The 12,618-nt window shown below is 71.4% G+C and carries 9 protein-coding genes; 4 read left to right on the top strand and 5 right to left on the bottom strand.

What is annotated here, in order from left to right:
* Positions 1 to 489: 489 nt before the first annotated feature.
* Positions 490 to 1,053, top strand: coding sequence for a dihydrofolate reductase family protein (locus AB0D99_RS22300; protein ID WP_362364753.1), 564 nt, complete (start codon positions 490 to 492; stop codon positions 1,051 to 1,053).
* A 225-nt stretch (positions 1,054 to 1,278) separates the two neighbouring features.
* On the opposite strand, the gene AB0D99_RS22305 is transcribed toward AB0D99_RS22300, so the two are convergent.
* Positions 1,279 to 1,680, bottom strand: coding sequence for a hypothetical protein (locus AB0D99_RS22305; RefSeq protein ID WP_362364756.1), 402 nt, complete (start codon positions 1,678 to 1,680; stop codon positions 1,279 to 1,281).
* A 266-nt stretch (positions 1,681 to 1,946) separates the two neighbouring features.
* Here AB0D99_RS22305 and AB0D99_RS22310 point away from each other — a divergent pair, with 266 nt between their 5' ends.
* A complete protein-coding gene (locus AB0D99_RS22310; protein ID WP_362364759.1) occupies positions 1,947 to 5,678 on the top strand; it encodes a S8 family serine peptidase in 3,732 nt (1,243 codons plus the stop codon).
* Between the two features lie 184 nt (positions 5,679 to 5,862).
* On the opposite strand, the gene AB0D99_RS22315 is transcribed toward AB0D99_RS22310, so the two are convergent.
* On the bottom strand, positions 5,863 to 7,410 hold the full coding sequence (locus AB0D99_RS22315; RefSeq protein WP_362364762.1) for a serine hydrolase: 1,548 nt from the start codon (positions 7,408 to 7,410) through the stop codon (positions 5,863 to 5,865).
* 596 nt (positions 7,411 to 8,006) lie between these two features.
* On the opposite strand from AB0D99_RS22315, the gene AB0D99_RS22320 reads away from it, so the two are divergent.
* On the top strand, positions 8,007 to 8,534 hold the full coding sequence (locus AB0D99_RS22320; RefSeq protein ID WP_362364765.1) for a transglycosylase SLT domain-containing protein: 528 nt from the start codon (positions 8,007 to 8,009) through the stop codon (positions 8,532 to 8,534).
* 49 nt (positions 8,535 to 8,583) lie between these two features.
* Here AB0D99_RS22320 and AB0D99_RS22325 read toward each other — a convergent pair whose 3' ends face one another.
* Positions 8,584 to 8,868: a hypothetical protein gene (locus AB0D99_RS22325; RefSeq protein WP_362364768.1), complete on the bottom strand. Its 285-nt coding sequence runs from the start codon at positions 8,866 to 8,868 to the stop codon at positions 8,584 to 8,586.
* A 235-nt stretch (positions 8,869 to 9,103) separates the two neighbouring features.
* Between AB0D99_RS22325 and AB0D99_RS22330 the strand changes: the two genes are divergently transcribed.
* The gene (locus tag AB0D99_RS22330) at positions 9,104 to 10,564 is read left to right on the top strand and encodes a tetratricopeptide repeat protein (RefSeq protein WP_362364771.1); all 1,461 of its coding nucleotides are present in this window, start codon (positions 9,104 to 9,106) and stop codon (positions 10,562 to 10,564) included.
* A gap of 125 nt (positions 10,565 to 10,689) precedes the next feature.
* Here the strand turns inward: AB0D99_RS22330 and AB0D99_RS22335 are convergent, their stop codons facing one another.
* Positions 10,690 to 11,595 carry a hypothetical protein gene (locus AB0D99_RS22335; RefSeq protein ID WP_362364774.1) on the bottom strand — a complete coding sequence of 302 codons (906 nt, stop codon included), beginning with the start codon at positions 11,593 to 11,595 and terminating at the stop codon, positions 10,690 to 10,692.
* A 187-nt stretch (positions 11,596 to 11,782) separates the two neighbouring features.
* Complete coding sequence (locus AB0D99_RS22340; RefSeq protein ID WP_362364777.1) at positions 11,783 to 12,574, bottom strand: DUF4253 domain-containing protein; 792 nt, start codon at positions 12,572 to 12,574, stop codon at positions 11,783 to 11,785.
* Positions 12,575 to 12,618: the final 44 nt, after the last annotated feature.

Genomic DNA, 12,618 nt, shown 5'->3' on the forward strand with positions numbered 1-12,618 from the left:
TGACGGTCTCCGGAGCAGTGCAGGCTGGTTGTTGCCCGGTGTAACGATGACGAGGTCGGGTTCGAACACACGTGTTTCGGACGTGACGAAGGGCCCGTCGTTGAGCGAAAGCGTGTTCGTGCCTGCTACACCGACCCGTGTGGGTGCAGTGGCGAGGCGCTGCGGCGCCGTGGCCGAAACGCCGATACCGCGACAACGGGCGGCGACCTGGGCTTTCGCCACATGCGCCTCTCCTGTGCGGCGACGTCACTCGGGTCTCGTGGCGCCCAAGGAGTCGCCTCAGTGACCCTCGGACACCTTCTGGAACCGACTGGGCGTCGCGGCCGGTGTGCCCGCCATCATGTGGACGGGGAGGCCGTACGTTCACGATCAGTGAGGTCCCCGCGAACCCGTTCCGTGAGGTGACTCCTCACGCGGTTCCGCGAGCCGTGATGAACTCCGCGGCATCGGCCGTCGTACTGTCGACCCCGGGATTGAGGAGGGCTTCTGATGTGCAGCGTGACCTATGCGATGGGCGTGTCGCTCGACGGGTACATCGTCGGGCCTGACGGCGACTTCGACTGGACGGATCCCCAACCGGAGGTGTTCCGCTTCTGGATCGACGAGACGCGCAAGCTCGGCGTCCACCTGCTGGGGCGCCGGCTGTACGAGACGATGCTGTACTGGGAGACGGCCGACCAGGACCCGACGCTCGACGACGACGCGCGCGAGTGGACCGAGCTCTGGAACTCGCTGCCCAAGGTCGTGTTCTCCAGGACGCTGTCCGAGGTGCAGGGCCGTGCCCGCCTGGCCTCCGGCGGTCTGGCGGAGGAGATCGAGCGGCTGCGCGCCGAGCCGGGGGAGGGGGAGATCGCGATCGGTGGCGCGACCCTCGCCGCCGAGGCGGCAGCGCTGGACCTGATCGACGAGTACCGCGCCATGGTCTACCCGGTGCTGGTCGGTGGCGGTACCCCGTTCTTTCCCCGACGCGAGCGCCGAGTGAATCTCGAACTCCTCGAGAACCGTGCCTTCGGCTCCGAGATCGTCTATCTCCGCTACCGCGTGGTGCGTTAGCGGAGAGGTCCGGCGAGCCGAGCCGGCGCGAGCCGGTCACCCGCCTTCGCTTGGCGGCTCCCCTTCGCCGAACTCGCCGCTCGGTGGCGCCTCGTGCGCCGACGCCCCGAGCGGCGGGCCTTACGACGTCGATTCGTCCGACGTGGATTCGTCCGACATCGATTCGTCCGACGCCGGGTCGTCCGACGTCGGGTCGTCCCACGCCGCGCATGGGGAAGGCGGGAGCTATGCGCCGGGACCGGGGGTGAAGCGGACGAAGCCGGCGATGCGCGGGTGGAACGTCGGCGCGCCCTGCTCGCCGAGCGCCGACCGTACGCCCGCTGCCACATCGGCGTCCGGTTCACCGAACACCTCGAAGCGCTCCACCCGGCAGTGCTTCATCACCTCTTGGATGTAGGGGTCCGCCAGCTTCCAGTGCGTGCGGACCGCGTCGGAGTCCTGGTAGAGCTGAAAGCTGTGGGCGAGCATCCGCTCCTCGTCCACGAAGGTCTCCACCATGAGCTGCGGTCCGTGCTGCTCCGCGAACGCCACAGCGTCGGCGATCGCTTCGCGGAAGCCCTCCAGGTGACCGTCGGTGATGCGCATGGTGTTCCGGAACAGGAGAATCGTCGAGTTCTGTGAGGTCATGGCACGACCATCGCCCCTCAACCACGGTTGAGGTCAAGCGTGGAGGTGACCGAGCCGTGGAATCCCCGCGTTCCGCCCCCCCCCACGGTGGGGCAAGCCGCGCCCGAACGTCGTTCCGCCGAGGCCGAAGAGCTGCCCCCGAACAGCGGTCGTGGCCGACGTACCGGGGCAAGTCCCGCCGACGTGCGGCGGGTTGGCGCCATGGCGGCTAACCGCCGTACGCGAACGGGTGCGCGGAGGGACATGCTCCACAAAGATCTCGGGGCATGATCCTCATATCCAGACAGCGGTCCGCGCTGGCCGCCTCCGCTACCGTGCTCGCGCTCGGCAGCGGGCTGCTGCTGCCCCAGAGCGCGGCGAACGCCGACACGACGGGCGTGCCACAGACCCCGCGGCACGGCAGCAGCACCGAGTCCTACGACATCACACTGATCACCGGAGACGTCGTGCACTACCGGCAGATCGCCGGTGGCAACGATGTCGTGACGGTCGACCGCCCCGAGGGCGCGACCGGCGGCGTGCACATCCAGCGTTACGGCGACGACACCTACGTGCTCCCGGCCGAGGTGCTGCCGCTGCTGGCCGCCGACCGCGTCGACCACCGGCTGTTCAACATCACCGAACTCGCCGAGATGGACCTCCACGACGAGCGTGCGGACGGTATCCCGGTGATCGCCTCCGCCCCCAGGTCCCGCTCCGCGCAGCCCCCGGCGACCCCGAAGGGCGCGGCCAAGGTCCGTACGCTCGAATCGATCGACGCGACCGCCCTCAAGGCCGACAAGGACCAGGCCCGCGCCTTCTGGGACGCCGTCACACCGGCCGCGAAGAACGCGCGGACGCTCGACGGAGGCATCGGAAAGCTCTGGCTCGACGGGCGGGTGAAGGTCGCCCTCAACGAGTCCGTACCGCAGGTCGGCGCCCCGCAGGCGTGGGCGAAGGGCTTCGACGGTACGGGGACCAAGGTCGCCGTACTGGACAGCGGCATCGACCCGACGCACCCGGACGTCAAGGACCGCATCGTCGGGACGAAGAGCTTCATCCCCGGTGAGGAGGTCACCGACGGCCACGGCCATGGCACGCACGTCGCCTCCACGGTGGTGGGCTCCGGTGCCGCCTCGGGCGGTGCGAACAAGGGCGTGGCGCCGGGTGCAAGTCTGCTCATCGGCAAGGTGCTCGCCGACAGCGGCTACGGCAGCGAGTCCGGCATCGTCGAGGGCATGGAGTGGGCGAAGGTCCAAGGCGCCGACATCGTCTCCATGAGCCTCGGCTCGCAGGGCGGCGACGACGGAGACTCGCCCGAGGCGCAGGCCGTGAACGCCCTGTCGGCGAACGGCGGCCCGCTCTTCGTGATCGCGGCCGGCAACTCCTCCAGCCCCGGCAGCGTCAGCTCGCCCGCCTCGGCCGCCTCCGCGTTGACCGTCGCCGCGGTGGACAAGTCCGATCAGCGCGCCTCGTTCTCCAGCCAGGGGCCGCTTGTCGGCTCCTACGCCCTGAAGCCGGACATCTCGGCCCCCGGGGTGGCGATCAACGCGGCCGCCTCGCAGGCGGTGCCGGGGTGGACGGGCGGCATGTACCGCTCGATGAACGGCACCTCCATGGCCACCCCGCACGTCGCGGGCGCCGCCGCCGTCCTCAAGCAGCGCCATCCCGACTGGGACGGTCAGCGCATCAAGAATGCGCTGATGTCCTCCTCGAAGAAGCTGGACGCGTACAGCCCCTACTCGATGGGGACGGGGCGACTGGACGTCGCCCAGGCCGTCGACACGACGATCGAGGCCACCGGTTCCGTCGCGGCCGCGGTCTACAAGTGGCCCCACCAGGGTGCGGCGAAGACCGAGCGCACCCTCACGTACCGCAACACGGGCGACGCCGACGTCACGCTCGGCCTGTCCCTCGACACCGCCGACCCGGCCTACACCCTGTCGGCATCCACCGTCACCGTCCCCGCGAACGGCTCCGCCGATGTGACGCTGACGCTGGACCCGACGAACGTCGTCCCCAACACCTCCTTCTCCGGCCAGGTCATCGCCCGCGACGGTGACACCGTCGCGGCCCACACCGGCTTCGCGCTCTACAAGGAGCGCGAACTCTACGACTACACACTGGAGTTGAAGGGCCGGGACGGCAAGCCCGCCAACGGCGTCGTGGCGCTCACCTTCAAGGGCAACCGGAGCCCCTTCTCGGTCGCCGTCCAGGGGAAGACCACCCTGCGGGTGCCTCCGGGCACGTACACCGCCTGGAGCTATCTCGACGTCGAGGGCGAGCGCCCCGACTCGCTGGGCGTGGCCGTCCTCACCGCCCCCGAGACGGTGGTGGCCGGGCCGACCACGGTGACCCTGGACGCGAGCAAGGCACGCGCCGCCGACGTGAGGGCGCCGAAGGAGGCCGAGGTCTCCCAGACGATCCTCGACTTCCACCGGATGTACGAGGACGGCACCGGGTCCGGCGGCGTGGGCTTCGACAGCCAGTTCGTCCTGCTGCCCTCCTACGACACGGTCTACCTCGGCCCGACCAAGAAGGTCACCGAGGGCGAGTTCACCATGATGACGCGCTGGCGGCTGCGGGAGGAATTCCTCGACGCCGAGACGGGCAGCGGGCGTGACGTGCAGCTGACCGGTCAGAACGGCACCGCGTTCAAGGACGGCCGCAGCAGGCTCGCGACCGTGTACGCGGGCAAGGGCGCGGAGGCCGACTACGCGGGGATCGACGCCCGGGGCAAGGCCGTGATCGTCGAGCGCAGTGACGAGGTCGACGCCGCGACCCGCGGCAGGAACGCCGCCGCGGCCGGCGCCGCCCTGCTGGTCAGCGTGAACGACGGCCGGGGCCGCCTGTACGAGGGCTACGGCAGCCAGGAGATCACCGTGGCCTCCGCCAGGGCCGGCGACGGCGCGCGGCTGATCACCGAGGCGAAGTCGGGCCGAGGCGTCCTGAAGGTGGACCAGAAGCGCTTCCCCGACTACCTCTTCGACCTGACGCGCGTGTACCGCGACGCGATCCCGGACCGCCCCCTCGACTACCGGCCCGACACGGACGACCTGGCCAAGGTCACCAGCGAGTACCACGGCCACAAGTCCACCGTGGGCAGCGGCTTCCGCTACTACGTCCCGGTCCGGGAGATCGGCCGCGGCCGCGGTGTGGGCCTGGGGGAGTACGAGAGCTTCCCGCACGTGCGCACCGAGTACGTCACCCCCCAGGAGGGGAACAGCTTCTGGTACGAGAACCACAAGGCCGGCTTCGACTACTTCGCCGACCTGGAGCAGCGCGGTGACAAGGACCGGTACCGCGCCGGCCACTCCTACACCGCCAAGTGGTTCGCGCCGGTGCAGCACCCGCGCTTCGGCTCCGGGTACGTCAGCACGGTGACGACCAACAGCGGGATCCAGGTCAACATCCCGATGTGGTCCGACTCGGGCCGAGGCCACTCGGGAGCGATGCCGAACGCCGAGTACGACGCGGGCACCATCTCCCTGTACGACGGGCAGACGCTGGTCAAGCAGTCGACGGGCCGGGCCTTCTCGGTGAACCTGCCCCGGCAGACCAAGCCCTACCGTGTGGAGGCCGTGTCCTCCCGCGACGCCGAGGTCTGGCGGACCTCGACGAAGGTCCGCACCGAGTACGGGTTCACGCACCACCCGAACGCGGAGGGAGACTACGGCCAGTACGACCTGAAGCTGCTCAACCTCTCCTTCAACGTGCCCACGGACCTGCGGGGCGACGCCGAAGCGGGGCGGAAGCTCACGATCGGGCTGGGTGCCGAGACCCAGCACTGGTTCGCCGGCGAGCAGGTCAAGGGCCGGACGGCCGCGCTGTCCGTCTCGTACGACGACGGCCGGACCTGGAGCGCGGTGCCGCTCGCGAAGACGGCCGACGGCCGCTGGGCCGCGAAGTTCACCACCAAGGACCTGCCTGGCGCGTTCGTCTCCCTGCGCGCGTCCGCGACCGGCCCCGACGGATTCACCGTCAGTCAGGAGATCACCCGGGCCTTCGGACTGAAGTAGCCCCTGTCCGAACGGCGCGGCGCGGCCCCCGCTCCAGCGCGGGGGCCGCACCCGGGTCGGCATGGTCATCGCCGTGTGGACCCGACGCTCCGGCACCCACCCGACAGGGCAGGCCCCGCCTCCGGCACGTCACCGGGGACGGGGCCTGCCCTGTCGGCAGTGACCGTCAGTTCGGTGGTGTCCGTCAGCCGAGCCGGGTGAGTCGGTCGAGGAACGAGGGCTCCGCCAGATCCGTCCCCACGGTGACCGGGACCGACACGGCCCCGGACCCGCTGCCCACGGTCAGCGTGCCGACCTCGGTGCCGGCCGCGGCCGTGTGGGGGAGCGTCGTGCCGTCGGCGCTCAGGGCGGCGTCCAGCTGCTGGCCGGGTACGCCGACGACCTCGACGTCCTTCGCCGCCACCACGGGGGTACGCCGTCCCAGCCCGTCGTCCACGTGCCCGACGACCTGGCCCTTCGGAACGACGGTCACCGAGGTGAGCGCCGAGCGGACGGCCGCCACGACCTTCCCGCTGTTGGACTTCACCAGGTCCAGACTTCTGAGGGCGTCGGGGTCGGGCCCCTCGACCCGCTGGCCCATCAACGAGCCGAGGATCAGCGGCGTCCGTGTGCCGACCGTCTTGTACGCGGCCCACACCAGCGTGCCGCCCGCCGGGGTGCTGGAACCGGTCTTGATGCCCCTGATGCTCAGGCCGCCGGTCAGCAGGCTGCCGTTGTTGTTGTGCAGGGGCTCGGGCAGCCCCTCGATCGTGGCGTCAGGCATGGCGACGATCGCCCGGAAGGCGTCGAACTCCATGACCGCCTCTGCCAGCTTCAGCTGGTCGACGGCCGTGCTCACGGTCCTGGCGTCCAGCCCGCTCGGGTCGGTGTAGGTGGTGTCGTGCATCCCGAGTTCCTCGGCCGCCTCGTTCATCCTCGCGACGAAGGCGTCCGTGGAGTCGCCCCCGCCGTCCCACCGCGCCAGCAGCCGGGCGACGTTGTTGCCCGACGGGATCATCAACATCTTCAGCATGTCCTGCTGGCTGAAGGCGGCCCCCACCGTCAGACCCTGGATCCTGGACTCGTGCTTGGCCGTCCCGTCCGCGACGGCCTTGGCGTCGACCACGATCCGCGGCCCCGCCTCCCCCCTCTTCAGCGGATGTCTCTTGAGGATGACGTACGCCGTCATGATCTTCGCGACGCTGGCCGTCGGCACCGGTTCCTGCGCACCGAACACGGCGACCTGCCCGGTCCCGGGAATCCGGACCGCACCCTGCCCGTGGTCGGGCCACGGGATCTCGAACCGGCCCGGCAGCGTGTACGAGGACTCGGCTGCGCCGAGGGTGGGCTCCGGAAGCGGCCGCAGGGCCTGGACGGCCATGAAGGCCACCACCGGCACCAGGACCAGCGGGGACCAGACGCCGATCCGCCGCATGAGGGTCCGCTTCGGAGCCTCATGCTCGGGGGCGATCTCGTCCGGACGAGCGGTGGCGCGGGTGCCCGCGTCCGCCTCTGCCTCTGCCTCCGCCGCTGCCCCACCCTCAGCGCCTGCCTCCGCCGCTACCCCAGCCCCAGCCCCCGCCTCCGCCCCCGCCCCCGCCTCCGCCTCCACGGTCGCTTCCTCCGGGGAGGCGGAGCGTGCCTGGACGCCCTTGGCGTCCGCGCCCTCAGTGGGCACCACGTCCTCGCCGGCCGGCGCCTGCCCGCTCTTCGACCCGCTGGGGGACGTTCCGTCCACCGGTACTGCATTCATCGTTCGGCCTCTTATACGCGTCTGATCATGTCGAGCACCTAGAGCATCGAGATGGTCGGAAAGTTGCTCATCCGGTCATCCTGTTGCCAATCGGTCACATACGCACGTCCACCGCACCGCCGGTCGAGCGGAAAGCGAAAGCGCAGGTGCGGGGAGGGATCCGGCGGAGGACGCGGCGGAGGGCCCCGGGTCGCCGACCCGGAGCGAGCCGCGCGGCGGCGCACCGACGGAGCGTGAATCGCGGTGACCGGTGCGTGACGAGACCGCCCGGACGGGCGCCGCGGCTGTGACGCCCCGCACAGGACCCACGTCACGTCCTAAGGGGAGTAGTACGTGAGGGTCGTCCCCTCCCGTGTCCGGGCGGCCCTCGACAGGCCATTCCGGACATTTGCTATGCGGTGGGGTAGTACGTCACATCCTTGCGCCGCGCTCGGGACGCCCCTAACCATGGCTGACGTTCCGGGGATCCCGGCGGGGCCCGACAGCGGAGCACGTTCGCTCGACCGCCCCAGCCGCCTCGCGGAGATCCGCTCCGCTTCCGCCGTACCGCATCCGGTCGGCATCCCCACGTAGTCCAGAGGAAGAGTTACTCGCGTATGACCGCCCCCACGCAGAACACCGCCCGCCGCACCGCCCGATTCCGCAAGCTGTCCGTCGCGGGCATCGCCACCGCAGGTGCCGCGGCCGCGGCCCTCACGCTGGCCCCGTCGCCCGCTCAGGCAGCCCCGGTACCGGCGAACGTCTCGGCGGTCCAGGTCTCTGCGGCGGAGGCTCCGACGGCGAAGAAGGCGAAGAAGCAGTACGCCGACAACCTCGACGGCTGGATCAAGGAAGCCCTCGACATCATGAAGGCCGAGGACATTCCCGGCACCTACGAGGGCCTGCACCGGAACATCATGCGTGAGTCCTCCGGCAACCCGAACGCCCAGAACAACTGGGACGTGAACGCGCAGAACGGCACGCCGTCGAAGGGTCTGCTCCAGGTCATCCAGCCCACCTTCGACGCCTACCACGTCGAGGGCACCCCGCACGACCTGACCGACCCGGTCGCCAACATCACCGCGGCCGCCAACTACGCGGCCGACAAGTACGGCTCCATCGACAACGTCGACTCCGCGTACTGATCCGCCGTCGGCCATCCGCGGTGGGCGAGCGCGCCCACCGCAGTCGGTGTCACGCGGAAGCCAGGACCTCGCCCGCCATGACCTGGGGAGGGTCGGGCAGCAGCGAGGCGAGGTTCTCCCGCACGAACTCCGCCGCCCGCGCGACCGACTCCTCGGCGCCGGCCCGGTCCTGGAAGACGCTCGTCGAGACCATCACCCCGTCCCCGGCGTCGATCCAGTAGTAGGCCACGAAGCCGGAGACCTGGCGAAGGAGCGGGACGAATCCCTCGTTCACGAGGCGTCCCGCCTCCGCGGGATCGGTCACCCCTTCGTACCGCCGGACCGCTGCGTACATCGCCGTTCTCCTCACCGTGGCAGGGTTCGTCCTCCGCTGGGCCTTCGTACCCCCGCGGCGGCGCCACGCCCCGCGAGGCATCCGGCAATCACCTGAAGGGCGGATCGTGGCACTTCGGCCGCCGCCGCATGTCGTGGTGGCGTCGGACGCGCCGTCGGTGGCTTCATGGTGATCGCGGGTGCGGACGTGCCCGTGGCGGCCCCACCGCTCCGCAGACGCGCCGAGGTGATCCCTGATGGTGAAAGACCGGTACGGCAACCCCCTGTACGACTGCACCCAGGAGACGGCAGCCCACCTGGACCGGGCCGTCGAGGCGCTCCTCCACTTCAGCCCCGAGGTGGAGCAGGCGGTCGGCGACGCCCTCAGCAGCGGTCCGGCCTCGCCCGTGGCCCAGTCCTTCGCCGCCTATCTGGGGCTCCTGGGGACCGAGCCGGGCGAAGCGGTCACGGCACGGCAGCGCTTCGACCGGTACACGACCGGCGTGGACATCCCCTCCCTGCCCGTCAGGGAACGCCTGCATCTCGCCGCCGCCGCGGCATGGCTGGACGGGGACATGCACCGCGCCGGGGGGCTGCTCGAGGAGTTGTCCCTGGCGTACCCCACCGACGCGCTCGCCCTCGCCGTCGGGCACCAGCTGGACTTCTTCACCGGTGACGCCGTGCGCCTGCGTGACCGTATCGGTGGAGCGCTCGGTGCCTGGGACACGGAGGAACCCCACCGCGGCCTGATGATGGGCATGTACGCGTTCGGGCTGGAGGAGTCGGGCCAGTACCGCCTGGCCGAGCAGGCGGGTCTCGCGGCGGTCGAGCAGAACCCCCGCGACGTCTGGGCCATCCACGCCGTCGTCCACACGTACGAGATGCAGGGGCGCGTGGCCGAGGGGATCCGCTACCTCGACGCCCGCCGCGATCACTGGTCGCGGGGGAACTACCTCAACGTTCACAACTGGTGGCACTACGCGCTCTACGCGCTGGAGGCCGGAGACACCGCCACCGCCCTGAGCATCTACGACGCCGCCCTGCACAACGCCGATTCGCCCGGCACGGCCATGGAACTGCTGGACGCCGCGGCGCTGCTGTGGCGGATCCGGCTCGCGGGAGCGGAGCCGACCGCCCGTTGGGAGGCACTCGCCGACGCCTGGGCGACGCGAGCCGACCCTCCCTACTACGCCTTCAACGACGTGCATGCCGTCATGGCCTACGCCGGAGCCGGTCGCCTGGGGGAGGCGACGCGGCTCGTCGCCGACCGCCGACGGTGGCTGGCCCAGGAGGGCTCGGACACCGTCACCAACCGTCGCATGACCATGGAGATCGGTCTGCCCGCCTGCGAGGCGCTCGTCGCCCACGCCCAGGGCAGGCACGGCACCGTCGTCGACCTGTTGTGGCCGCTGCGCCGCCGGTTCCACGAGTTCGGAGGCAGTCACGCCCAGCGCGACGCCCTCCAGAAGACCCTCCTCGACTCCGCGCTGCGCTCGGGACGGCACGAACTGGCCCGAGCGCTCATCAGCGAACGGATCGGTCTCCGACCCGACAGCTCCTACAACTGGTCGGCGCGAGCCAGCCTGGCCGATGGCCTGGGAGACGCGGCCCTGGCCGCCGTCGCCCGCCGTCACGCACGGGACGCGTCCGAGGCGGCGGCCGAAGGCCTCCGGACGCCTCCCCCTCGTCCCGACTCCGCCGCACCGTCCGCCGTGTAGCGCCGCTGCCGCGGGGGCCGCGTGGCAGTCCTCCGGGAGCCCTGCCGTCCTCGTACCCGCGAAGGAGCGAGCGAGGGCCACCGCGACCGGGGCACGCGACCGAGGCATCGCCGGACCGGCCGGCCTCAGGGGTGCGCGCCCCGGGTGTGGCCGTCGCGTCCGTCTTCGGCCGGCTCCTCGTCGTCCGTGCCCCGGTAGTGGTAGGCGTCGGCCCACCAGTGGTCGTCGAGCCCGTCCCCTTCCTCGTCGAGGTCCTCGACGACTTCCCGGTGGCTGAGCGGCCATCGGTCGCGGATGCTCGTGCGGACATGGAGCCGCTGTCGTTCGTCCAGGGCGGCGAGGGAGGGATGGGACTCCGCGCGGCAGCGGTCTCCCAGCGGGTCCTCGCATGCCGTGCGGGCAAGGACCGCCTTGTGCGCGTTGTCGGCGTACCCGAGCGCCACCAGGCCCGCCGCGGCCGCCGCCGCGGCGGCCCATGCCAGGAGCCCGTGCGGGCGCGCCATCACCAGGATCACGCCCGCCAGGCTCCAGAAGCCGAGCAGCAGGGTGATGCCCACGCAGGAGCAGCAGGCCCGCAACCCCTGCCCCTCGCCGTCCGGCATGCGCGGGATCCTCGGCAGCAGGGCGTCCTGCTCGCCGCGGTACGCCCCGAGGCGCGCCGGGTACTCCTCGTCGCTCCAGTCGATCCAACCGATCGACACCGGATCGGGATCATGTCGGCGCAGCGCCTCCAGGAGGGCGGCGGGCAGCGGATGGGCGGGCGTCCGGCGGGGGTCCCGTCCCGCCTCGGTCAGGCCCACGATCCCGTCCTCGTCGATGTCGAGGTACCCGTCGAGCAGCAGCTCGGCGGCGGCCGCCTCGGTCCCCCGGTCCTCCCTCACGGCCACGTGGTACGGCGCCAGGTCCAGGGCGGCGACCAGCGCGAGGATCTCCCGCCGGATCCGGGCCCGGCGCCACCACCTGAGGCCGATGCCTCCGTACACGGCGGCGGCCACGGTGAACACGGATGCGGCTAGGACGAGTTGGAGCACGCCCCGAGGCTACGTCGACGGTCATCGGAGCAGACACGGATTTTCCTCGGCCGACGGTGGGCGGCGCTCCGGCCACCACCACCCGGCCGGCGCCTCCGGACGTCGGCGCGTCCACCGCCGTCCCGCACGGCCGACGGGCTCGTGACCGAGGCCGTGGTGAGCCGCCGGGGGAGCGACCGGCCGGACGTCAGTCCCACCAGAAGGTCCAGGTGTGCGCGCGCACGAGGCTCCGGGCGTACGACGCCGACGTGCCGGGGCCGCTCTGCAGGACGGTATCGGGGCAGAAGGCGAAGTGCTCCGCCGCTGCTTCCTCGGCCTGCGCGAGCGTGGTGGGCGGGGCGGCGACGGAGACGACCAGCACATCGAAGCCGAGGCCGACGACACGTATCCCGAAACGGTCTTCCCAGGAGCGGAGGACCGCGCAGAGGCGTGCCGTGTCGTTCTCGTGGTTCAGCGGACCCGTCCAGCCGATGGCCGCGGGGATGTCGGCGCTGCGGCGGGCGGAGACCAGAGCGAGATGCGGGTCCTTGAAGGAGGCAGGGCACTCGGCGGACAGCGCGTCCGCGACCTCGGCCGCCCGCGCCTCCGGTGTGGCGGTGGCGGCCGGCAGGGTCTCGCCGAGGCCGGGCCACTCCTCGTTCTCCGCCGCGTACGCCTCCCAGTGCTCGGCGAGGACGTCGCCCGGGTCGTGATCCCCCGGGTAGGAGACCTCGCCCGGCATCAGGTCCCAGCTCTCCGGGCCGCCCTGGGGGCCACCGAGATCCACCAGCACGGGCAGCAGTCCCTTGCGGGCGGCCGGGGCGCCGAGGGCCGACCAGGTGCCGGGAGCCGCCGCCTTGTCGGCTCGCCACAACAGAGGCTCGTGCCACGGACCTTCGTCGGTCGCGTCGATCAGGCGCCCGGGAGGAAGCCGAAGTCCGAGGGAGCGGCCGCTCGGGTCGGTGGCCAGCCGGGGCAGGGGGTTGGGAAGAGTCGCCATGCCGGTGACTCTAGGAGCAGCCGCTGACAACGCCGTTGCCGCCG

Source organism: Streptomyces sp. NPDC047971, from assembly GCF_040653355.1.
GTDB lineage: Bacteria > Actinomycetota > Actinomycetes > Streptomycetales > Streptomycetaceae > Streptomyces.

Coding starts and splice junctions, on each gene's coding strand:
- AB0D99_RS22300 (WP_362364753.1), top strand. CDS start 490: ATGTGCAGCGTGACCTATGCGATGGGCGTGTCGCTCGACGGGTACATC.
- AB0D99_RS22305 (WP_362364756.1), bottom strand. CDS start 1,680: ATGACCTCACAGAACTCGACGATTCTCCTGTTCCGGAACACCATGCGC.
- AB0D99_RS22310 (WP_362364759.1), top strand. CDS start 1,947: ATGATCCTCATATCCAGACAGCGGTCCGCGCTGGCCGCCTCCGCTACC.
- AB0D99_RS22315 (WP_362364762.1), bottom strand. CDS start 7,410: ATGAATGCAGTACCGGTGGACGGAACGTCCCCCAGCGGGTCGAAGAGC.
- AB0D99_RS22320 (WP_362364765.1), top strand. CDS start 8,007: ATGACCGCCCCCACGCAGAACACCGCCCGCCGCACCGCCCGATTCCGC.
- AB0D99_RS22325 (WP_362364768.1), bottom strand. CDS start 8,868: ATGTACGCAGCGGTCCGGCGGTACGAAGGGGTGACCGATCCCGCGGAG.
- AB0D99_RS22330 (WP_362364771.1), top strand. CDS start 9,104: ATGGTGAAAGACCGGTACGGCAACCCCCTGTACGACTGCACCCAGGAG.
- AB0D99_RS22340 (WP_362364777.1), bottom strand. CDS start 12,574: ATGGCGACTCTTCCCAACCCCCTGCCCCGGCTGGCCACCGACCCGAGC.